General features: G+C 63.7%; 19 protein-coding genes. 11 read left to right on the top strand and 8 right to left on the bottom strand.

The features are described from left to right. Positions 1–13: 13 nt before the first annotated feature. The 8 genes from NKJ15_RS28335 to NKJ15_RS28300 all read left to right on the top strand — a co-directional run bounded on the left by NKJ15_RS28335 (position 14) and on the right by NKJ15_RS28300 (position 12,693). Positions 14–5,494 (top strand): alpha-2-macroglobulin family protein, encoded by a 5,481-nt coding sequence (locus NKJ15_RS28335; protein ID WP_352819123.1) that lies wholly within the window; start codon positions 14–16, stop codon positions 5,492–5,494. Positions 5,495–5,504: 10 nt separating this feature from the next. Then, on the top strand, positions 5,505–5,684 hold the full coding sequence (locus NKJ15_RS28330) for a hypothetical protein (RefSeq protein ID WP_352769180.1): 180 nt from the start codon (positions 5,505–5,507) through the stop codon (positions 5,682–5,684). Positions 5,685–5,695: 11 nt separating this feature from the next. After that, complete coding sequence (gene pbpC, locus NKJ15_RS28325; RefSeq protein ID WP_352819121.1) at positions 5,696–7,786, top strand: penicillin-binding protein 1C; 2,091 nt, start codon at positions 5,696–5,698, stop codon at positions 7,784–7,786. Between the two features lie 9 nt (positions 7,787–7,795). Continuing rightward, entirely contained in the window at positions 7,796–8,527 is a 732-nt protein-coding gene (locus NKJ15_RS28320; RefSeq protein WP_352771330.1) for a M15 family metallopeptidase, read from the top strand. Positions 8,528–8,745: 218 nt separating this feature from the next. After that, positions 8,746–9,774 carry a sulfate ABC transporter substrate-binding protein gene (locus NKJ15_RS28315; protein WP_352473515.1) on the top strand — a complete coding sequence of 343 codons (1,029 nt, stop codon included), beginning with the start codon at positions 8,746–8,748 and terminating at the stop codon, positions 9,772–9,774. An 18-nt stretch (positions 9,775–9,792) separates the two neighbouring features. After that, entirely contained in the window at positions 9,793–10,644 is an 852-nt protein-coding gene (cysT, locus tag NKJ15_RS28310; protein ID WP_352771332.1) for a sulfate ABC transporter permease subunit CysT, read from the top strand. Continuing rightward, a complete protein-coding gene (gene cysW / locus NKJ15_RS28305) occupies positions 10,637–11,521 on the top strand; it encodes a sulfate ABC transporter permease subunit CysW (protein WP_352473513.1) in 885 nt (294 codons plus the stop codon). The genes cysT and cysW overlap by 8 nt, the downstream gene beginning before the upstream one ends. Positions 11,522–11,652: 131 nt before the next feature. Further along, positions 11,653–12,693 (top strand): sulfate/molybdate ABC transporter ATP-binding protein, encoded by a 1,041-nt coding sequence (locus tag NKJ15_RS28300; RefSeq protein WP_352465240.1) that lies wholly within the window; start codon positions 11,653–11,655, stop codon positions 12,691–12,693. A gap of 14 nt (positions 12,694–12,707) precedes the next feature. Here NKJ15_RS28300 and NKJ15_RS28295 read toward each other — a convergent pair whose 3' ends face one another. Further along, positions 12,708–13,106 carry a type II toxin-antitoxin system VapC family toxin gene (locus NKJ15_RS28295; RefSeq protein WP_502901225.1) on the bottom strand — a complete coding sequence of 133 codons (399 nt, stop codon included), beginning with the start codon at positions 13,104–13,106 and terminating at the stop codon, positions 12,708–12,710. Beyond that, the gene (locus NKJ15_RS28290) at positions 13,106–13,378 is read right to left on the bottom strand and encodes an antitoxin (protein ID WP_352473543.1); all 273 of its coding nucleotides are present in this window, start codon (positions 13,376–13,378) and stop codon (positions 13,106–13,108) included. The genes NKJ15_RS28295 and NKJ15_RS28290 overlap by 1 nt, the downstream gene beginning before the upstream one ends. Positions 13,379–13,662: 284 nt before the next feature. Between NKJ15_RS28290 and NKJ15_RS28285 the strand changes: the two genes are divergently transcribed. Beyond that, positions 13,663–14,649 carry a sulfate ABC transporter substrate-binding protein gene (locus NKJ15_RS28285; RefSeq protein WP_352473511.1) on the top strand — a complete coding sequence of 329 codons (987 nt, stop codon included), beginning with the start codon at positions 13,663–13,665 and terminating at the stop codon, positions 14,647–14,649. A 247-nt stretch (positions 14,650–14,896) separates the two neighbouring features. Then, positions 14,897–15,346, top strand: a complete 450-nt coding sequence (locus NKJ15_RS28280) for an RrF2 family transcriptional regulator (protein ID WP_006202816.1) — start codon at positions 14,897–14,899, stop codon at positions 15,344–15,346. Here NKJ15_RS28280 and NKJ15_RS28275 read toward each other — a convergent pair. From NKJ15_RS28275 to NKJ15_RS28255, 5 genes are all read right to left on the bottom strand, one after another. Beyond that, on the bottom strand, positions 15,343–15,822 hold the full coding sequence (locus NKJ15_RS28275; protein WP_352819146.1) for a gluconokinase: 480 nt from the start codon (positions 15,820–15,822) through the stop codon (positions 15,343–15,345). The two genes, NKJ15_RS28280 and NKJ15_RS28275, sit on opposite strands and share 4 nt — an antisense overlap. Before the next feature lie 71 nt (positions 15,823–15,893). Further along, positions 15,894–16,880, bottom strand: a complete 987-nt coding sequence (locus NKJ15_RS28270; protein ID WP_352465244.1) for an ABC transporter permease — start codon at positions 16,878–16,880, stop codon at positions 15,894–15,896. Then, positions 16,877–17,857 carry an ABC transporter permease gene (locus tag NKJ15_RS28265; RefSeq protein WP_352684752.1) on the bottom strand — a complete coding sequence of 327 codons (981 nt, stop codon included), beginning with the start codon at positions 17,855–17,857 and terminating at the stop codon, positions 16,877–16,879. Before NKJ15_RS28265 ends, NKJ15_RS28270 begins: the two co-directional genes overlap by 4 nt. Further along, positions 17,854–19,395, bottom strand: coding sequence for a sugar ABC transporter ATP-binding protein (locus NKJ15_RS28260; RefSeq protein WP_352819117.1), 1,542 nt, complete (start codon positions 19,393–19,395; stop codon positions 17,854–17,856). Before NKJ15_RS28260 ends, NKJ15_RS28265 begins: the two co-directional genes overlap by 4 nt. Before the next feature lie 80 nt (positions 19,396–19,475). Continuing rightward, complete coding sequence (locus NKJ15_RS28255; protein ID WP_352819115.1) at positions 19,476–20,600, bottom strand: sugar ABC transporter substrate-binding protein; 1,125 nt, start codon at positions 20,598–20,600, stop codon at positions 19,476–19,478. Positions 20,601–21,055: 455 nt separating this feature from the next. On the opposite strand from NKJ15_RS28255, the gene NKJ15_RS28250 reads away from it, so the two are divergent. Continuing rightward, the gene (locus NKJ15_RS28250) at positions 21,056–21,298 is read left to right on the top strand and encodes a hypothetical protein (RefSeq protein ID WP_352819114.1); all 243 of its coding nucleotides are present in this window, start codon (positions 21,056–21,058) and stop codon (positions 21,296–21,298) included. Between the two features lie 92 nt (positions 21,299–21,390). Here NKJ15_RS28250 and gntR read toward each other — a convergent pair whose 3' ends face one another. After that, complete coding sequence (gene gntR / locus NKJ15_RS28245) at positions 21,391–22,419, bottom strand: HTH-type transcriptional regulator GntR (RefSeq protein ID WP_352819112.1); 1,029 nt, start codon at positions 22,417–22,419, stop codon at positions 21,391–21,393. Positions 22,420–22,435: the final 16 nt, after the last annotated feature.

Raw genomic sequence — 22,435 nt, 5'->3', positions numbered from 1 at the left:
TCTGGAGGGGTTTATGGCAATGCGCGCGGCTCGTGGTCTATCGATTCTTTTCCTTCTCTTTTTTGCCTGGAGCGGTGTCGCGCAAGCGGCCGAAGCCCGGCGGGTGGTGACATCGCACAATTCCGACTATTTCGGTTTCGATCTCAGATCCGACCAGAATGTCAGCCTCGACCAGTGCAAGACCACCTGCCTCGGCGACCCGGCCTGCCGCGCCTTCACCTACAACCTCAAGGCCAAATGGTGCTTCCTTAAATCCGATTACAATTCGTTGAAACCCTTCGGTGGCGCCGTCGCCGGCAAGGTTGTCAACATCGATGGCGATCCCGACATCGGCGCGCCACCCGAACTCGCCTTCTTCCCCAACTGGATGGCCGACCAGGCCCAGCAATACCGCAACAACCTCACTGGCCCGACCTACACCAAGCCGACCGAGGGGCTGACGGCGCTGAGGGCCGCCGCCGAACGGTCGGCGCTGACGGGCGACCATCGCTCGGCCATGCACAAATACGAAGCGGCGGTTTCGGTGCTGCCGGATGATGGCCAGCTCTGGCTCGAGCTGGCGCGCGAAACGCTTGCCGTCCATCCGACCGCCAACAGCTCGGAGCCGTCGACCCTGCCGGCGAACGCCACTTCCGCCGCCTTCAACGCCTACAAATTGCTGCGCACCACCAAGACGCGCGCCGACGTGCTGGCACTGCTCGGGGACGGCCTTGATCGCCGCGATCTCTACAGGCCGGCTCTGCAGGCCTACGAGGCGAGCCTCGCTCTCGTCAATTCGCCGGCAGTCAGGGCCGCCTATCAGGATCTCAAGGCCCGCAAGGGCTTCCGCGTCATCGATCATACCGTCGATGCCGACACCAGCGCGCCACGCATCTGCGCGCAGTTCTCCGAGGAACTGGTCAAGACCGGCGTCGACTACTCGCAGTTCGTTACTGTCGACAACGCCGCTCCCAAGGGCGTCGAAGCCAAGGACAAGCAGATCTGCGTCGAAGGACTCGAGCACGGCCAACATTATGACGTGACCTTCCGCGCCGGCTTGCCGGCCGCCATTGGCGAGGTCACCGCGGCACCGGTGGTTCTGTCGATCTACGTGCAGGACCGCGCGCCTTCGGCCCGCTTCACCGGCGATAGCTTCGTGCTGCCCGCCGGCGCACGCCGAGGTATACCGGTCGTCACCGTCAACATGAATGCCGCCCAAATGAAGCTCTTCCGCATCGGCGACCGCTCGCTGGCCCAGCTTCTGTCGGGATATCAGTTCCTGCGCCAGCTTGACGGCTACGACATTTCGAACATCTCCGAACAGATGGGCGAGCCGGTCTGGCAAGGCCAGCTCGACATCGCCAACGACCTCAACAAGGAAGTCACCACCTCCTTCCCAATCGACGAGGCTTTGCCGAAGCGCAAGCCCGGCGTCTATGTGCTGACCGCACAAGCCGTCAACGATCGCAGCGACGACTATGATTCGCACGCCACGCAATGGTTCGTCGTCTCCGATATCGGCCTGTCGACCTATACCGGACAGGATGGGCTGAACGTCTTTGCCCGTTCGCTCGCAACCGCCAAGCCGATCGCCGGCGCCGAGCTGACGCTGCTGGCCAGGAACAATGAAATCCTCGGCACCGCGACCACCGACGCGGAAGGGCGGGCGGTGTTCAATCCCGGCCTGACGCGCGGCGACAGCGGCATGGCCCCGGCCGTGCTGATGGCCAAACAGGGCGACGACGATTTCGTCTTCCTCGATATGGGCCGCGCCGGCTTCGACCTGTCCGACCGTGGCGTCGCCGGACGGCCGGCACCTGGCGCGCTCGACGTCTATGCCTGGACCGAGCGCGGCATCTACCGCGCCGGCGAAGATGTCCATGTCGCGGCCCTTGCCCGCGACAGTGCCGCCAAGGCGGTCGAGAACCTGCCGCTGACCTTCATCTTCTCGCGGCCCGACGGCGTCGAGGACCGCCGCATCGTCAGCGACGGCGCATCGGCCGGCGGTCACGCTGTCGACCTGCCGCTGGAACCCAACGCCATGCGCGGCACCTGGACGGTGGCGATCCATACCGATCCCAAGCAGGCGGCGGTCGCCAGCCAGATGTTCCTGGTCGAGGACTTCGTGCCGGACCGCATCGAGTTCGACCTGTCCTCCGACAAGCAGGAGATCGCCCAGGGCGAGACCGCCAACATTACCGTCGACGGCCGCTTTCTCTACGGCGCGCCGGCCGCGGGCCTCGCGCTCGAAGGCGAATTGACGCTGTCGACCGCCCGCGATTGGGACCGCTTCAAAGGCTATTCCTTCGGTCTGGCCGACGAACAGTCGGCTGAACCGACGGTGACGCCCTTCACCGGCCTGCCGGTGGTCGGCGAGGACGGCAAGGCGACTTTCCCGGTCTCCGTCGATCAATTGCCATCCACCACCAAGCTGGTCGATGCAAAGGTCACTGTCAGGATGCGTGAAACCGGCGGCCGTGCCGTCGAGCGCTCGCTGAATATCGGCATCCGCCCGCAGGGCCACATGATCGGCATCCGCCCGGATTTCGACGACGACGAGGTGCCGCAAGGCGGCACGGCCAAGTTCAGCCTGATCGCTGTCGACCCAGACGGCAAGCGTGAGGCGCTGAAGGGCGCGCAGTGGTCGCTGGTCAAGGTCGAGCGCAGCTACCAGTGGTACCGCTCGAGCAACTCCTGGAACTATGAGCCGGTCACCTTCACCAAGGCGGTGGCCAACGGCCAGGTCGACCTGAGCGCCGATGGCGAGGCGACGGTGTCGCTGCCGGTCGACTGGGGCCGCTACCGGCTCGAGATCGAGACAGCGGATCCGGAAGGCCCGGCCACCAGCTACGAGTTCGACGCCGGCTGGTATGTCAGTTCCACCACCACCGAAACGCCCGACGGCCTAGAGATCGCCCTCGACAAGGATACCTATGCGGCGGGTGAAGTGGCCAAGCTCAAAGTGTCGCCGCACTTTGCCGGCGAGCTGCTCGTCACCATCGGCGCCGACAAGCTCCTGAAGACCGTCACCGCCAGCGTGCCGGCCGGCGGCAGCACCGTCGACATCCCGGTCGGCGACGACTGGGGTGCCGGCGCCTACGTCACGGCAACGCTGTTCAGGCCGGGCGATGCGCAAGAGACGCGTATGCCGGCGCGCGCCATCGGCGTCAAATGGCTGAAGCTCGATCCCGGCTCGCGGAAGCTTGCGGTCAGCTTGGCGCCGCCGGACAAGACCATGCCGCGCCAGCAGCTGTCGATCCCGGTGGCCGTAGCCGGCGTGCAGCCCGGCACCAACGCCTATGTCATGGTCGCGGCCGTCGACGTCGGCATCCTCAACCTGACCAACTACAAGGTACCGGATCCGGAGAACTGGTTCTTTGGCCAGCGCATGCTCGGTCTCGAGGTTCGCGACATCTATGGCCGGCTGATCGACGGCTCGCTGGGCACAACCGGTAAGCTGCGCACCGGCGGCGACGGCGCCAACATGCAATCGCAAGGCAGTCCGCCGACCGAAAAGCTGGTCGCCTTCTTCTCCGGCCCGGTCCAGCTCGACTCCGACGGCAAGGCGCGGATCGACTTCGACATACCGCAGTTCAACGGCACCGTGCGCGTCATGGCCGTCGCCTGGACAAAGGAAGCAGTCGGCCATGCCCAGTCCGACGTCATCGTTCGCGATCCGGTGGTGATCACCGCCGGCCTGCCGCGATTCCTGGCGCCCGGCGATTCCGCCGTCATGCGGCTCGATGTCGCCGACACCGACGGCCCTGCTGGCGACTACAAGCTGACCATCGACACGACGGGCGACCTGTCTACCGGCAGTGCCGCCTTGCCTGAAAAGCTGACGCTGGCCAAAGGCAAGCGGCAGACGCTGACCGTGCCGTTGATTGCGCGGACCGCGGGCAACGCCTCGATCACCATCAAGCTTGCGCATGCCGACGGCACCGCTGTCGAGCAGACGCTCTATTTGCCGGTGCGCCCAGCGCAACTGCCGGTGACCACCCGCATGGTCGTCGACCTCAAGGGCAATGGCGGCGCGCTGCGCGTCGACAAGGAACTGCTGGCGGCAAGCCTGCTCGATGGCGCTTCGGTCAGCGTCGGCGTTTCGCAGGCGGCTGCCTTCGATGTACCGTCGCTGCTGATGACGCTCGACCGCTATCCCTATGGTTGCGCCGAACAGACCACCAGCCGCGCCATGCCGCTTCTCTACGTCAACGAGATGGCTTCCGGCATCGGCATGGCCAGCGACCCCGATCTGCATGGCCGCGTCCAGGACGCTATCTACAAGGTGCTGAGCTACCAGGCATCGGCCGGCAGCTTCGGCCTGTGGGGTCCGGGTTCCGGCGATCTGTGGCTCGACGCCTATGTCACCGATTTCCTGACCCGGGCGCGCGAGCAGAAATACGACGTGCCGGCTTTGGCGATGAACCAGGCGCTGAGCAATCTGCAGAACGCGATCGGCTACGATCAGGACGTCCAGGATCGCGGCAGCGAGATCGCCTATGCGCTCTATGTGCTTGCCCGCAACAAGAAGGCCTCGGTCGGCGATCTGCGTTATTATGCCGACACCCAGCTCGAAGCCTTTACCAGCCCGATGGCCGTCGCCCAGTTGGCGGCGTCTCTCGCGCTCTACGGTGACACCCAGCGCTCGGAGGCAACCTTCCAGGCCGCGCTGCAACTGGCCAAGTCGACGCCCGAATATGACTATTACCGGTCCGACTATGGCTCGCCGCTGCGCGACGGCGCGGCGATCCTGGCGCTTGCCGCGGAAAGCAAGCCGGTGCCGACCATCGTGCCGGCGCTGATCCAACTAGTGACCAGGGAACGCGCCGACGCCAGGTGGACCAGCACACAGGACGAGTCCTGGATGCTGCTGGCGGCCCGCGCGCTGAAGGCCGGCAATGATTCGATCGCGCTGACCGTCAACGGCGCACCGCATGCCGGCGGCTATTCGGACCAGATCGCTGGTGGCGACCTGGCCGACAGTCCGCTGACCATCGTCAACACCGGCAGAAATCCGCTGCAGGCGGTCGTCACCACCGTGGCCTCGCCGATCCAGCCTCTGCCGGCCGGCGGCAACGGCTTTACCATCAGCCGTACCTACTACAAGCTAGACGGCACAGAGGCCAACGTGACGGAGGTCAAGCAGAACGAACGCTATGTCGTCGTGCTCAAGGTTTACGAGCAGAACACCTGGCCTTCGCGACTGCTGATCACCGACCTGTTGCCGGCCGGCTTCGAGATCGACAATCCGGGCCTGGTCTCCAGCGCCCAATTGACGAACTTCTCCTGGCTGGCGCAGACCGATGCCGCCCATCTCGAATTCCGCGACGACCGTTTCGTCGCGGCTTTCAATCCCAACGACGGCGACGGCGACCGCAACATCACGCTCGCCTACGTCGTGCGCGCGGTGACGCCGGGCACCTATGCCCACCCGGCGGCAACGATCGAGGACATGTACCGGCCGCAATATTCGGCCCGCACCGCCACCGGCATGATGGAGGTCAAGGCGCCGTAAGGATAGGAATATGGCGGTGGCGCTGCCCCTCATTGCCCTGCCGGGCATTTCTCCCCGTATAGAGACGGGGAGAAAGAGCCATGCGCCGAAGTTTTCGCCGAACTTTAACGTCGCAGAAAAGGCGCCAAGGGTCGCGACAGCCCGCTTCTCCCCGTCACTAAACGGGGAGAAGGTGCCGGCAGGCGGATGAGGGGCGGCGCCATGCTCTCCAGAAAATTCCTGCGCCGAGCGGCCATCACGGGCATTTCCTTGGCCGGTCTCGCGGCAATCACCGCCGTCGCCCTCTGGCAGCTCGACCGCGCATTTCCGCCGCCGCTGCCGGCTGCTTTGACGGTCTCGACCGAAGTGCAGGACCGAGACGGCCAGCTGCTGCGCGCCTTCGCTACGCCGGATGGCTACTGGCGGCTCGCTACCAGCCTGGACCAGGTCGACAAGCAGTTCGTCGACATGCTGGTCACCTATGAGGACAAGCGTTTCTGGGATCATCAAGGCGTCGACGTGCTGGCACTTGCGCGTGCCGCCGGCCAGTTCGCGACCAGCGGCCATATCGTCTCCGGTGGTTCGACGCTGCCGATGCAACTCGCCCGGCTGATCGAACCGCGCGACAGCCGCAGCCTCGGCTCGAAGATCAAGCAGGTGCTGCGCGCCCTCCAGATCGAACGGCGGCTTTCCAAGCGCGAGATCCTCGAACGCTATCTGACGCTGGCGCCCTATGGCGGCAATCTCGAAGGTGTGCGCGCCGCTTCGCTTGCCTATTTCGGCAAGGAGCCGAAACGGCTGACGGTCTCGGAGGCGGCCCTGCTCGTCGCTTTGCCGCAATTGCCGGAAAAGCGGCGCCCTGACCGCAACCTCGACGTCGCCCATGCCGCCCGCGACCGCGTGCTGACCCGCATGGTCTCGGCAGGCCTGCTCGGCGAACGTGAGGCCGCGCGTGCCGCGCTCGACGATGTGTCGGGGCTGCGGCGGACCTTGCCGGCGCTCGCTGCCCATGCGGCCTATACGATGCTGTCCAAGGCCATTCCCGGCCAGAAGCTGCAACTGACGATCCGCAAGAGTGTCCAGGAAGGGCTGGAGCAGGTGGCCAAGGATGCGGCCGCCAGGCTCGGCCCTCGCCTCTCGGTGGCCATGGTACTGGCCGATGCCCGTACCGGCGATATTCTTGGTGAGGTCGGCTCTGCCGATTTCTTCGATGCCAGCCGTTCGGGCTGGATCGACATGACCAAGGTCGTTCGCTCGCCTGGCTCGACGCTGAAGCCGTTCATCTACGGCCTCGCCTTCGAACAAGGCCTTGTGGCGCAGGAGATGCTGATCGAGGACAGCCCAGCCGATTTCTCAGGGTATCGGCCGAAGAACTTCGACATGGGCTATCTAGGCGATGTCAGCATCAGGCAGGCGCTGCAATTGTCGCTCAACGTGCCGGCGATCCGCGTGCTCGACGCGGTCGGCCCGGCCCGGCTGATGGCACGCTTTCGCCAGGCCGGTGTGACCCCTATCCTGCCCGTCAACGAAGCGCCCGGCCTGGCGATCGGCCTCGGCGGCGTCGGGGTGACCCTGCGCGACCTGGTCCAACTCTATGCCGGCCTTGCCAATGGCGGCAAGGCACACACGCTGCATGACGGCACCGAGCCGGCGAATGCCGAACGCTCGACCGCCACAATCCTCGACGGGCAGGCGACCTGGCAGATCACCGACATCCTGTCAGGCGTCAAGCCTCCCCAGGGTGCCGCTCAACGCGGCATCGCCTACAAGACCGGCACCTCCTACGGCTATCGCGACGCCTGGTCGGTCGGCTTCGACGGCCGCTACGTGCTCGGCGTCTGGGTCGGCCGCCCCGACGCCGGTGCGGTGCCCGGCCTGTCCGGCTATGTCTCGGCTGCGCCCATCCTGTTCGAAGGCTTTGTCCGTTCCGGCCTGGCCGCCGTACCACTGCCGAGCCAGCCGTCCGGCGTCCGGCGTCCGAAACGCGAGGAACTGCCGGTGACGCTGACGCGCTTCGGCGCCGGCACCGATGGGCTGGTGCAGGCGACGCCGACCGAACCTGCGCCAACCATCATCTTTCCGCCCGACGGCGCTCGCGTCGATCTCGGCACTTCCTCGGCCGACGCCTCGCCGCTGGTGCTCAAGCTGCAAGGCGGCCGCGCACCATTCCGCTGGCTGGCCAACGGCAAGCCGCTGGTCGGCATCGACCGGCGGCGCACCGCGACCTGGCAGCCGGACGGCGCCGGCTATTCGACCCTGACCGTGATCGACGCGGCGGGACGCGCGGCCAGTGTGAAGGTTTTCGTCGAGTGAAAGTTTCCCTTGAATAATTTCCGGCAGGTGATTCAGGGGATTGGGTTTTACGTCTTGCTTTCGGGCGCCGGTATTTCCTCGGCCTTTGCTGACACCCTCCCCGCCGGCTTTGTTCGGCTAGCCGACATCGATCCCAATATCCGGCAGGATATCCGCTATGCCGGCCTCGAGAATTTCCTTCATCGCAAGGTAAGCGGCTACGATGCGCCGGTATGCATCCTCACCAGGCAAGCGGCGCAAGCGCTTTCGGCAGTGCAGAAAGCGATTGCCGCCGAAGGACTGACGCTGGTCGTGTTCGACTGCTATCGCCCTGCGCGGGCTGTCTCCGACATGGGTGACTGGACAAAAACGAGTGGGCCACCGGACGCGCAATGGTACCCAAAGGTCAAGCGCAAGGATCTCATCGCCAAGGGCTATATCGGCGAACTGTCCACCCATTCGCGCGGATCGACGGTCGATGTCGCGATCGCGCGAGCCGACCGCAAGAGCGCTCCGAAACCGGCCTGCGGCGCGACCGATGCCGACACGCTCGATTTCGGCACGGGTTTCGACTGTTTCGATCCAGCGAGCGAAACGGCTCACCGACCGATAGCCAGTGAAGCGGCGGCTAACCGCAAAAGACTTGTCGAGGCGATGCGTGCCCGCGGCTTCAAGAATTACGCCCGCGAATGGTGGCACTTCACGCTGGAGAACGAGCCGTTTCCAAAAGAGCGCTTCAAATTTCCCGTTACCGCCGAATAGCCGGCCGCAACCTTCGGGCGCGACGCAGCCATTGCCGAAGAGCTAGCCGTCTCTAGATAATCGCGTCGGGATCGCAATCATGGTCCATGCGGGGAAAATAGTTTCTCGCATCGCCGAAACTGGGCGAAAAATTGCTTCAATAGGCCAAAAAAGGCAACATTGAATGCATCTAAATTCTATCAATTCGGTAGATTGGCGCGAGTTCAACGGAGGCGGAAATGACCAAACCTCATTTCAGGAAACTGCTCGGCGCACTGGTCGCCACATCTGTCCAGTTCGGCACGCTCGGTTTCGCGTTTGCCGACACCACCATTCTCAACGTGTCCTATGATCCGACGCGTGAGCTCTACAAGCAATTCGATGAGGCCTTTGTCGCCCACTGGAAGGCCGAGACAGGCGAGACCGTCACCGTCCAGCAGTCGCATGGCGGATCCGGCGCCCAGGCGCGCGCCGTGATCGACGGGCTCGACGCCGACGTGGTGACGCTGGCGCTCGAAGGCGACATCAACGCCATTGTCTCGAAAACGAAGAAGATCAATCCCGACTGGCGGACGAAATTCGAAAACAATTCGGCGCCCTACACCTCGACGATCATCTTCCTCGTCCGCAAGGGAAACCCCAAGGGCATTCATGATTGGGGCGATCTGGTCAAGGACGATGTCCAGGTGATCACGCCCAATCCGAAAACCTCCGGCGGCGCGCGCTGGAACTATCTTGCCGCCTGGGCCTATGCCAGCGCCAAGGATGGCGGCGACGAGGCCAAGACCAAGGAATTCGTCGGCAATCTCTATGCGCATGTCCCGGTTCTCGACACCGGTGCGCGCGGCGCCACCGTGACCTTCGCGCAAAAAGGACTGGGCGACGTGCTGCTCGCCTGGGAAAACGAGGCCTATCTGGCGCTCGACGAGTTCGGCGCCGACAATTTCGATATCGTCTACCCGCCGACCTCGATCCTGGCCGAGCCGCCGGTCGCCGTGGTCGACGCCAATGTCGACGCCAAAGGCACGCGCAAAGTTGCCGAAGCCTATCTGAGCTACCTCTATTCCAAGGAAGGCCAGACGCTCATCGCCAAAAACCATTATCGCCCTTCGAAGCCCGAACTGGTGCCGGCGGAGGACTTGGCCAAGCTGCCTGAGATCAAGCTGGTCACCATCGACGACCCGCTTTTTGGCGGCTGGAAGAAAGCACAGCCTTATCATTTCGGCGATGGTGGTATATTCGACCAGATCTACAAGCCGGCCCAGTAGCATTTAGATCAGGACGACATGACCACAGCACCCGCCAAGGCGGGGTGGCGATTCAGGCAGCCGAGCGTCATTCCGGGTTTCGGATTGACGCTCGGCTTCTCGCTTGCCTACCTCACCCTCATCATCCTCATTCCCCTGTCCGGGCTGATCTGGCGCTCGGCGGCGCTCGGCTGGACCGACTTCTGGGCGATCGTCACCGACCGCCGCACCATCAACGCGCTTGAAATCAGCTTCGGCACCGCCTTCATTGCCGCCGCCGTCAACGTCGTCTTCGGCACGATCGTCGCGTGGGTGCTGGTGCGCTACAGCTTTCCAGGCCGCCGCATCGCCGATGCCATGGTCGACCTGCCCTTCGCGCTGCCGACGGCGGTTGCCGGCATCGCTTTGACCACGCTTTACGCACCGAATGGCTGGATCGGAAGCCTGCTGACGCCGCTCGGCATCAAGGTCGCGTATACGCCGCTCGGCATCGTCATCGCGCTGATCTTCATCGGGCTGCCCTTCGTCGTGCGCACTGTGCAGCCGATCATGGAGGAAATCGACAAAGAGGTAGAGGAAGTGGCCGCCACGCTCGGCGCCAATCGCTTCCAGATCATCAGCCGTGTTCTGCTTCCCGGACTGGCACCGGCCATCGTCACCGGTTTCGCGCTGGCCTTCGCGCGCGGCGTCGGCGAGTACGGCTCGGTTATCTTCATCGCCGGCAACCTGCCCTACAAATCCGAGATCGCACCGCTTCTGATCGTCATCCGGCTCGAGGAATATAATTATGCCGCGGCGACCGCGATCGCGGCGATCATGCTGGCGCTGTCCTTCGTGATGCTGCTGGTCATCAACCTGGTGCAGACCTGGAGCCGCAAGCGCTATGGCTGACCCGGAGATCAAATCCTACGCGCCGCACCACGAAAGCCGCTCGGCGGCGGTAACCGAAAGCCGCCCTGCGCAAGCCGTGCTGATGGCGGTAACGTTTGCGTTCCTCGCCATCTTCCTGCTCTTGCCGCTGATCATCGTCTTCAAGGAAGCTTTCGCCAAGGGCATCGAGGCCTACACACAGGCGCTAGGTGAACCGGATACGCGCTCGGCGATCCGCCTGACGCTTCTGGTCGCGGCGATCTCGGTGCCGCTCAACATCGTCTTCGGCATTTCCGCCGCCTGGGCGATCGCCAAGTTCGAGTTCAAGGGCAAGGCGTTCCTGACCACACTCATCGACCTGCCCTTTTCCGTCTCGCCGGTCATTTCGGGGCTTGTCTACGTGCTCTTGTTCGGCGCGCAAGGCCTGCTCGGCGCCTGGCTGAAAGCGCATGGCATCGTCATCCTGTTTGCCGTGCCGGGCATCGTGCTGGCCACCGTCTTCGTCACCTTCCCCTTCGTCGCCCGCGAATTGATCCCGCTGATGCAGGAACAGGGCAATGGCGACGAGGAGGCTGCCCTGTCGCTCGGGGCCAATGGCTGGCAGGCGTTCTGGTACGTGACGTTGCCCAACGTCAAATGGGGATTGCTCTATGGCGTGCTGTTGTGCAATGCCCGCGCGATGGGTGAGTTCGGCGCCGTCTCGGTCGTGTCGGGCCACATACGCGGGCTGACCAACACCATGCCGCTGCATGTCGAAATCCTTTATAACGAGTACAATGCCGCCGCCGCCTTTGCCGTCGCTTCGCTGCTTGCCGGCCTGGCGCTCGTCACGCTGGTCTTGAAAACGCTTCTCGAGATGCGCTACGGCGCCGAGATCGCCGCGACGCGCGGACACTGACAAATGCATGTCGCCCAAAAGTGTGTAGCGGTTTTTGGACAACGACATGCATAAAACAAAGATTTGATGTCGCCCAAAAGTGGGAACCGGTTTTGGGATAACGGCATGCATCAACTACAAAAGGGATTTGCATGGAAGTTCGCGTTGCCAACGTGCGCAAGGAGTTTGAGCGGTTTCCGGCCCTCCACGACGTTTCGCTCGACATCAAGTCGGGAGAACTGATCGCCCTGCTGGGACCGTCCGGTTCCGGCAAGACGACGCTGCTCAGGCTGATTGCCGGATTGGAGCGGCCGACCCGCGGAAAGATCTTCTTCGGCGAAGAGGATGCCTCCCAAAAGTCGATTCAGGAGCGCAATGTCGGCTTCGTCTTCCAGCACTACGCGCTGTTTCGCCATATGACGGTTGCCGACAATATCGGCTTCGGACTCAAGGTCCGACACGGGCCGTCACGCCCGTCGGCGAAGGAAATCCGCCGCCGCGCCTCGGAACTCCTCAACCTCGTTCAGCTTTCCGGTCTGGAAAAACGCTATCCGGCACAGCTTTCGGGCGGCCAGCGCCAGCGCGTGGCGCTGGCCCGCGCCATGGCGATCGAACCGGCCGTGCTTTTGCTCGACGAGCCGTTCGGCGCGCTCGATGCGCAGGTGCGCCGCGAACTGCGCCGCTGGCTGCGCGACATCCACGACGCCACCGGTCACACCACGGTCTTCGTCACCCATGACCAGGAAGAGGCACTGGAGCTTGCCGACCGTGTCGTGGTGATGAGCCAGGGCCGCATCGAGCAGGTCGGCACCGCCGACGAGATCTACGACACGCCGAACTCTCCCTTCGTCTACGGCTTCATCGGCGAATCGAGTTCGCTTCCGGTCAAGGTCGAGGACGGCCAGGTCTGGATCGCCGACCGGCCGATCGGGCTTTCCGCGCCGCACGCACCGCAAGGCGAAGCGACGCTGTTCTTTCGCCCGCACGACGTCGATCTGGTGGAAGAATGCAACGGCTGCATCGCCGGCACGGTCGCCGCCAGCCGCCGCGTCGCCGGCACCAGGCGGGTCGAGCTCGAAATCGGCGGCGAACGTCAGCGGGTCGAGATCGAATTGCCCGTCGATCATCCGGCGGCGCAGAAAAGTCGCGTGGCTTTCAGGCCGCGGCGCTGGAAGCTTTTTCCGGCTGCTTGATCCTCTATCAGGCGCTACACCAGCCAGTTCTCGACCTTCAGGCCTTTGATCCGGTTGAACTCCCCGGTGTTGGCGGTCACCAGGGTAGTTCCAAGCGCACGGGCGTGGGCAGCAATAAAAAGGTCATTTTGGGCGATGGTCTGGCCCCTGCCTTCCAGTTCTGCGCGAATCGCGCCGTACTCGGCATCCACCGGCACATCGAGCGGCAAGACGGGAATCTCAGTTAGCAATTCCTCGACCTTCTTGTGCAACTTGGCTGATCTTTTCTTGACGCAGCCATATCGCAGTTCCGACGCGACCACGATGCTGGTACACACGGCGGCGTCTCCCACGCGCAGGACAGCGCTTGCGGCTTTCCCGGCCGGATTTCGGATCATGTCGCTGACAATGTTCGTGTCCAGCATGAACCGCATCAAAAAAATTCCTCGGATTTGACAGGCATATCCTCGACTTCGGGAAAGTCTTCCTCGGCACCGGGCGGCGGCTCTTTCGCCCATTGCGCGAGCAGTGCGGTGAGGCCAGGTTTGCGGACCGGCTCGATGATCAGGCGGTCGCCTTCACGGCTGATCAAGACCTTTTCGCCGGGAAGTTCGAACTCGACGGGAATGCGCACCGCCTGGCTGCGATTGTTACGAAACAGCTTCGCCTCCTTCGGCGGGGTTGTTGAATGGCGGTGTTGAGACATGACAACAGCTCCCTTGTATATACTATTTGTATATGCCAGACGGGGCGGCGATGCAATCGCCTTGCACCGCGTTGGCCGGCCGGGAACCATCGTGCACGCCGACGGCATCGGCGCCGCTGCCAAGCTGTCCTGAGACTCTGCTTGAAAGAAAAAACCAGAAATCGCCCACAGCGGGAATATTTCTTCTATCGACAACGTGGAGCGGCCGCTCTGCGTGCCTCGTCGCGCACGATGCCTTGCCGCTATGGTCCGGCATTAAGCTCATGGCATTGGAGCCTGTTTTCATGAAGCGATTTTTGCTTGGCATCGCCACGTTGGCCGGCCTCTTCCTCGCATCCTCCCAAGCCTGGTCGGCCGACAAATTGCTCAATGCTTCCTATGATGTCGGGCGCGAACTGTTTGCGCAGGTCAACAAGGCGTTCGTCGCCGGCCACCCCGGCGTCACCATCGATCAGTCGCATGCCGGAACCTCGGCACAAGCACGCGCCATCGCCGAAGGCCTCGGCGCCGACGTGGTCACGTTCAACCAGGTCATCGACATCGACTTCCTGGTCAAGAAGGGCCTCATCTCCGCCGACTGGCAGAAGGACTTTCCGGACAACGCCTCGCCTTTCTATTCGCTGCCCTCCTTCCTGGTGCGCGCCGGCAATCCAAAGCACATCAAGGATTGGAACGATCTCGTGCGCGACGACGTCCAGGTGATCTTCCCTAATCCGAAAACATCGGGCAATGCGCGCTACACCTATCTCGCGGCCACCGCCTACGCCAAGGAAGCCTTCAAGGGCGACGATGCCAAGGTGAAGGAGTTCGTGACAAAGCTGTTCAACAACGTGCCGGTGTTCGACAGCGGCGGGCGCGCCGCGACCACCACTTTCGTGCAGCGCGAAATCGGCGACGTACTCATCACCTTCGAGTCGGAAACGCGCGGCGTCCGCAAGGAGTATGGCGAGGACAAGTTCGAGCAGGTAACGCCTTCGGTCAGCCTGTTGGCGGAATTTCCGGTGGCGATCGTCGACACGGTTGCAGACGAGCATGGCACGCGCGATCTCGCCAAGACCTATCTCGACTTCCTCTATACACCGGAGGGCCAGGACATCGCCGCCCGCAACGGCCTGCGGGCCCGGGACGCGGCGGTCGCCGCCAAATATAAGGCTGAGTTTCCCGATGTCCGCCTGCTGACGGTGGAGGAGGTCTTCGGCGGCTGGGCCAAGGTCCAGGCCGAGCACTTTGCAGCGGGCGGCCTGCTCGACCAGACTTATGGCAGCCGCTGAGGCGATCCTCCAACTTTGACAGAAGCCGGCTTTGCCGGCTTCTTTGCTTTCGCGCCGCGAAAGGTGATTTCTGGCACTTTCCGGGCGCATTCCGTCCAAAAGGTTACAAAGAATCAACGCGTTTGTGCCTACCGTGAGAACGGACGGCTTGTTTTCGCGAACGGCTTCGCGTGATCAAACCGTCATGATTTGCACACAAACAGCCGCCAGACGCAGGTGGTTGGGGCTTCATGGGTTGACTCGGGGCATGCTTACCAAAAAAGGCAAATACGGCCTCAAGGCCCTCGTGCATCTGTCGGGCCTGCCGGTCGGCCAGCTCGCATTCGTCAACGACATTGCGGTCGCCAATAACATCCCCAAGAAATTCCTGGATGCCATCCTGGGCGAGTTGCGTAACGCCGGCTTCGTCCAGAGCCGCAAGGGCAAGGAAGGCGGTTACCGCCTTGCCCGGCCGGCTTCCGAGATCAAGATCGGCCATGTCGTGCGTGTCCTCGACGGGCCGCTGGCGCCGATCCCCTGCGCCAGCCGCACGCAATACCAGCGCTGCGAGGATTGCGACGAGGCGACCTGCCAGGTTCGGCACATGATGCTGGAGGTCCGGCAGGCGATCGCCGAGGTGCTGGACAACCGCAGCCTCGCGGCCATGCGCGACGCCGACAATGACGATTTCCCAGTCGAACTGACGTCGCAAATCTAGCGCGCGAGCAGGCTCAAGGCAGTCGCGACGGTGTCGGCGACCGGACGCGTGCCATCCAGGGCCATTGCCGCCTCGTCCGCCGCTGGCGCCTCGAGCGTGGCGAACTGGCTGTCGACCAGGCTTGCCGGCATGAAATGACCCTTGCGATTGCCGACGCGCTGTTTTGCTGTTGCCGGGTCGATCTCCAGGTAAACGAAAACGATATCCGCGCAAAAGCCGCGCAGGCGATCGCGGTAGCTGCGTTTCAGCGCTGAGCAGGCGGCGACCACACCTTGCCCGCTTGCGACCGACGCGGCCATCCGCTGGCCGATCGCGTCGAGCCAGCCTTCGCGCAGCGCGTCGGTGAGCGGCTGGCCGCTCGCCATGCGTGCGACGTTTTCGGGCGGATGCAGCCTGTCGCCTTCGATAAAGACGGCGCCCAATGCCGCTGCAAGCGCTTCGCCGACAACCGACTTGCCGCAGCCGGCAACCCCCATCACCACGATGGCGGGTATCGTTCGAACAGTGCTCGCCGGCTTATATGCCACGTCTTTACCGGTCATGCAGGTCAGCGGCTTGCCGGCGCGCGGCCATAGAGCAGCAGCATGGCGACGATGACGACGCCGTAGATGATCTGCCGTCCCGCCTCCGGCATCTGCATGACAGAGAGAATGGACTGCAGAAGCGTGATCAGGATTACCCCGGCGACTGTGCCGAGATAGGAGCCGCGCCCACCGAGGATCGACGTGCCGCCGAGCACAACCGCGGCGATCGACGGCAGCAGATAGGCGTCGCCCATCGACTGTGCCGCCTTGGAGGCATAGCCGGCCAACAGCACGCCGCCGAAGGCGGAGAGCCCGCCCGAAACCGCAAAGGCGATCATCACCACGCGCCGCGTGTCGATACCGGAAAGATAGGCGGCACGCTCGCGATTGCCGATGCCGTAAACGGTGCGGCCGAAGCCGGTGCGGGTCAGCACGAACACCATTGCGGCGCCGATCAGCGCCCAGATGAGGACGGCGTTGGGCACGGCAGGAACGGCAAAGCCGGTCGCCAGATAGCGCATCGCACCGGTCGCCGAATCCTGCGGCGAGAAACCGCCCGTATAGACCACCATCAGCCCCTGCGCGACGGCGTTGGTGGCAAGCGTGATGATCATCGAGGGAATGCGCAGATAGGCAACGCCGATGCCGTTGACGATGCCGATCAGAACACCGCAGAAGATGCCGAACGGAATGGCAAGCGCCACGCCGACCGGGCCGTATGCGGCCGCGGCGCAGGCCATCATCGCGCCGGCCGCCACCGACCAGGGCACCGACAGGTCGATCTGGCCGAGCAGGATGACCAGCATCATGCCGGTCGCGATGACGCCGAGAAACGACGCCACCTTGAGCTGCTGCAAAAGGTATTCAGGCGACAGGAAGCTGCGCGAATAGAGGCTGCCGAGGAACAGCAGCAGCACGATACAGGCGAACGCCGTCAGCACCGCCGGGTCGGCGCGGCGGAGGAATTTCGGCATGCGGCCGGCGAGACCACTCACAGTCGTTTCGCTCACAGGAACCACTCCAGCCGGTTGCGGACCCGAAACAGGGCGAAGGCGCCGAGGCTGACCGCGATCAGCAGAATGACGCCCTGGAACAGGGGCTGCCAGAGCGGATCGAAATCGAAGACGAACAGCAGGTCGCCGATGGTGCGGAAGGCAAGCGCGCCGAAGATCGCGCCGATGGCGCTGCCCTTGCCGCCGAACAGCGACACGCCGCCAAGCACGACCGCGGCAATCGAAAACAGCGTATAGGCGTTGCCGCTGGCATAGGCCGCATCACCGGTATAGGTGAAGAACGTCAGGAACAGCCCGCCGATCGCGGCAAGCAGACCGGCAAGCGCATAGGCGGCGAACTTTCCACGCCGGATCGGCACGCCGGACATGTAGGCCGCCATCTCCGAGGAGCCGGCCGCATAGGCGGCGCGGCCGAGCACCGACCGGCTGAACGGCACCCAGACGACAAGCACGACCGCCAGCAGCGCCACCAGGCTCGCCGGCACAATACCAAACAGGCGCCCGGTCAGCGCATCGGCGAGCCCTTCATTGACCGAGCCGCCCGGAAACGGCCGAAGCAGCAGCGCAATGCCGAAATAGACCGCACCGGTGGCGATGGTGGCGACGATCGGCTGCAGGCGTCCATAGATGACGATGGCGCCATTGATTGCCCCGCACAGCAGGCCGGTGCCGAGCACGGCGATGACGCCGAAGGCGGTCTCGATGCCGGTGCCGACGACCAGCCACGACGCCAGGCAGTTGGTCAGGGTGAAGATCATGCCGACCGAAAGATCGATGCCGGCGGTGATCACCACCAGCGTTTGCGCCATGGCGACGAAGGCGAGCAGCACGCCCTTGTTCGAGGCCGTCTGCACGACGTTGGCGGTGAAGCCCGCCGGATGGTTCGAGGTGTAGATGACGAACATGACGACGAAGATGCCGAACGCCAGCAGCGTTCCGCGCTGTTCGGCAAGCCAGTAGCGCCAATCCTTCACGCGTCCGCTCCTTGCTTTGGCATCTCTTCGTGAATGTTGAGCGCGCTGGCGATCAGCGCCCGCTCGGTGATTTCGGCGCCGACCAGTTCGCGCTTGACCGCGCCGTCATAGAGCACCAGCACGCGGTCGCAGCAGCCGATCAGCTCGTCATAGTCGGTCGAATAGAAGAGGATCGCCGCACCCTGGTCGGCAAGCTTGCGCATCAACTGGTAAAGCTCCTGCTTGGTGCCGACATCGATGCCGCGCGTCGGATCGTTGAGCAGGATGATGCGCGGCTGCCGCATCAGCCATTTGGCGATGACGACCTTCTGCTGGTTGCCACCGGATAGCGCGCCGACCGGAATGTCGAGGCCGGCGGTCTTGATCGCCAGGAGACCCACCATATCGTCGATCAGCCGCTGCTCGGCGGCGCGATCGATGATGCCGGCCCTGGACAGCCGGTCGAGGGCAGCGAATGAGAGGTTTTCGCGCACCGTCATCGGCAGCATCAGCCCCTCGGTCTTGCGGTCCTCCGGGATCAGCGCCATGCCGATCCGGTCATCGCGCGCCGCGGCCGGGCTGGCGATCGCCACCGGCCTGCCGTCGATCAGGATCTGGCCCGACAGGCCACGCAGCACACCGAAGAAGGCGAGCAGCAATTCGCGCTGGCCTTGGCCGTCGAGGCCGCCAAGCCCGACCACCTCGCCCGCCCCGACCGATAGCGAGACATCGTGCAGCCGATCCGTCCAGGACAGGCTGCGCGCCTCCAGAACCGGCGTGGCTGCGGCAGCCGCCCGCGCGGGCTTGGGCGGAAAGACGTGGCTGTATTCGCGCCCGATCATCAGTTCGACGACCTCGTTGTCGCTTTTTGTACCGGCCGCGTAGCTGGCGACATTGCGGCCATTGCGGAACACCGTGCACTGGTCGGCCAACTCGGCGATCTCGTTCATGCGGTGCGATATATAGAGCAGCGCCAGCCCTTCCGAACGCAGCCGCTTCAACACGGCGAAAACTCTGGCGACGTCGGCCGCGGTCAGCGCCGAGGTCGCCTCGTCGAGGATCAGGATGCGTGGCTTGCGCGCCAGTGCCTTGGCGATCTCGACCATCTGCCTTCTTGAAAGGGGAAGATCCTTGACCAGCGCCAGCGGATGGATATCGGAAGCGCCGGCGCGAGCCAGGGCTTCTTCGGCGATGCGGCGCTGCGCCTTGCGGTCGATCATGCCGAAACGCTTCGGCGGATCGGAAATGACGATGTTGTCGGCAACGCTGAGTTCGGGGACGAGCGACAGTTCCTGGAAGATGCAGACGATGCCGGCCTGGTTGGCAGCGGCCGGCGAAGCGAAGGTAACTTCGCTTCCGTCCAGCATCATGCGGCCCTCGTCGGGCGCGACGACCCCCGCCATGACCTTGATCAGCGTCGATTTGCCGGCGCCGTTCTCGCCGAGAATGGCGTGGATGCTGCCTGGAGTGACCGACAGTTCGGCCTTCTCCAGCGCCCGCACGCCGCCATAGCGCTTGGATATGCCTTCCATGCGGAAGAGCGGAACCGCACCGTCCATCGGCCCTCCCCAGGCGCTTGGCAATCAGGATGTCGGGCGCCGCCGCGGCCGTAGCACCCGCGGCGTCGGGCTGTCGGAGTTTACTGGTTTTCCTTGCTCTGGCCCATGATTTCCTGCGCCGTGAAATTGATGCCGCAGGTCGGGAAGGAATTGCCGACGAAGAAATTGTCGGATTGGTCGGGGAAGTAGTCCTGGCCTGCCTTGAAGTTCGGATCCTCGACGATCGCCAGCGGCAGCTTGACCGCTTGCGGCACGACCTGGCCTTCAAGTGCTGCAATCGCCGTCTTGATGGCAACCGCGACCTGCGCCGGGCCGGTGCCGGCCGACGAGCATTTCAGGCCGTCAGCGGCGAACTTGGCGCAGAATTTGCGGAAGCCGTTCTCCGTCTCGCCGCCGAACGGCACGAACGGATGCTTGGCATCGATCATCGCCTGCACGATGCCGGTATCGCCGCCCTGTCCGGTAATGCCGTCGAAGGGGCCGTTGGTGGCAATGGCATCGGCCGTAGCCTTTTGCGCAACGCCGTCATCCCACTTGCCGACGACCTCGGTGACATCCCATTTCTTACCGGAAGCGTCGAGAACCTCGTGGATGCCGTTATGGCGGTCGGTATCGACGGATGTGCCGGCGACGCCGCGCACTTCCAGCACCTTGCCGCCGTTCGGCACGTGCTTGACCAGCCAGTTGCCCCATAATTCGCCAAGGCCTTTCTGGTCGACATTGACGTTGATGGCATCCTTGGTGTCGAGGATGTTGTCGAAGGCGACCAGCACCACGCCGGCTTCCTTGGCCCGCTTGATGACAGGACCGAATGCGGTCGGGTTCTGGGCGTTGACGACAATCGCGTCATAGCCGGAATCGATGAAATTGTTGATTGCCGAAATCTGGGCCGGCACGTCTTCGCCGGTCGAGACCACCTTGAATTCCTTGAGCTTGGCCGCGACCTCCGGCTGCGCTGCATAGGCCTTTGCCGTCTGCACCATCTGGATGCGCCATGTGTTGGCGATATAGCCGTTGGCCAGAGCGATGCGGTACGGGCCGTCTTTCTTGGGGAACTTGAAGAACTGCGTATCGGCCGACCAGGGCGCGAAGCAGTCAGGCTCGGCCGATGGCCCCTTGACGATTTCAGGATCGGCGATCGCCGACGAGCTCAGCATGACGAAAGCAGTGGCGGCAACGATACCGCCAACGAGTGACTTGATCATCGATATTCCTCCCAGTTGCAGTTTTGTTTGTTGTTACGCCGATGAATTTGCGCTTTTCCGGCCCGGCACTTCCCGCCGTACCCGTCGCGCGTTCAGGTGGCCGAATGCCGACCCGATCCCCTCCTTTGTTGCCCGGCTAGTCCCGCAAAAACTATCATATTATACATAATAAACAAGCATGAGCTGTCGCTTATGTATAATAAACAGCCCCCCATCTTCTGAGCGAAGTACCGCCCGGCGATAACTGGTAGCGCTACCATGACGTAGTGTAAAGCGCCATTGCGTTGAAGCGCGCTTCAGCGCGCCGTGCTTTCACGCCGCTTGAGTTCGAAGCCGAGGTCGCGACGACACCTGCGCCACCCGTCGATCCGTTGCATCCAAAACGGCGACAGCGTCTATGAAACGCATTACTGTTTCGTCGCTTTGCGCAGAACAACGCTGGATGTGGGGAGCCAATGATGGAAGGACATATTGATCCAAAACTGGAACACATGTACCGCCGTGGCTACTCAGCTGGCGTATTCGATGTACTGGCGAGCCTTGCGCTCCTTCTTTCCGATGAAGACCGCCAGATTGTGGAGAACTGGGCCAAGAACGACCTTGCCGTCTGGAGAACCATGCGCCTCAATGAAGCGGTTCGGCCTCCGGATTTTCCCATAGGAAGTCGCCCAGATGTTCATGGAACCTGGCCTGCGTAGGTGTCCGAGACCTACTCAGTTCCTCGAACACCTCCGGCGCATCGCGATGGTGCTCGAGTACTACCGGATCGCCGGACCCTTTTTTCGAGCTTTCAGCGCGCCGTGCTTTCACGCCGCTTGAGTTCGAAGCCGAGGTCGACGACCCGCTGTTCCGGCCTGTTGCCTTCGATCGCCGCAAGCGCCATGGCGACCGCCCGCCGGCCGATCTCGTAGCGATACGTCCGAACGCTGGTGACCGACGGAAACGCCACCTCCATCATGTCGAGATCGTTGAAGCCGACGACGCCGATCGTCTTCGGCACGGCGATCGAAGCGCGGTGGCATTCGAACAGCACGCCAAGGGCGATATCGTCATTGTTACAGAACACCCCATCGAGGCTCGGCACCTTGGCCAGCGCGTCGCGGAACAATTCGCGGCCGAGGGTGACGCTGGAGGGCACCGGCGTCGTGGTGGTGAGCCTCGGATCGAACAGGCCGGCCGCCTCCATCGCCGCGCGATAGCCGGCGAGCCGCCGCTGCGAACGCGGATCCATGCGCGCACCGATGAAGCCGATCCGGCGATAGCCTGCCTCGATCAGATGTTCCGCAGCCGCCTTGCCGCCCTCGAAATGTGAGAAACCGACCATCATGTCGACCGGATCGGGCCCGGTCTCCATCACCTGCACCACCGGACAGCCTGCCGTTTCCAGCAGTTTTCGCGAGGCCGGCGTTTGGTCGATGCCGGCCACGATCAGCGCCGCCGGGCGTTGCGGGCCAAACACCTGCAGCAGCCGCTCTTCCTCAAGGCCGGAATAGTGGGTGTTGCCGAGCTGAATCCGGAAAGGGCCGTCCGACAGGCTGTCGTAGATGCCGCGCACCACTTCGGCAAAGACGTTGTTGGTAAGCGACGGCACCAGAACGCCAAAGACCTCGGCGCGCGCCGAAGCCAGCGCCCGCGCATTCGGGTCGGGCACATAGCCGAGCTCGTTCACGGCCGACTCGATCTGGCGGCGCAGATCTTCCGAGACACGCCCCGGCTCACGCAGGGCGCGCGATACGGTAATGGCGCCGACGCCGGCCTTGCGGGCGACGTCGGCGATGGTCGGGCGGCCGCCGCCGCGGCGTGAGCGCGGCTTGATCACCGTACTCGTCCGGACG

Origin of the sequence: Mesorhizobium sp. M0207, from assembly GCF_040321995.1 — a bacterium.
In the GTDB taxonomy this organism is placed as follows: Bacteria; Pseudomonadota; Alphaproteobacteria; order Rhizobiales; family Rhizobiaceae; genus Mesorhizobium.
The sequence above is the reverse complement of the archived record's forward strand: the minus strand, read 5'-3'. Positions and strand labels throughout refer to the sequence as shown.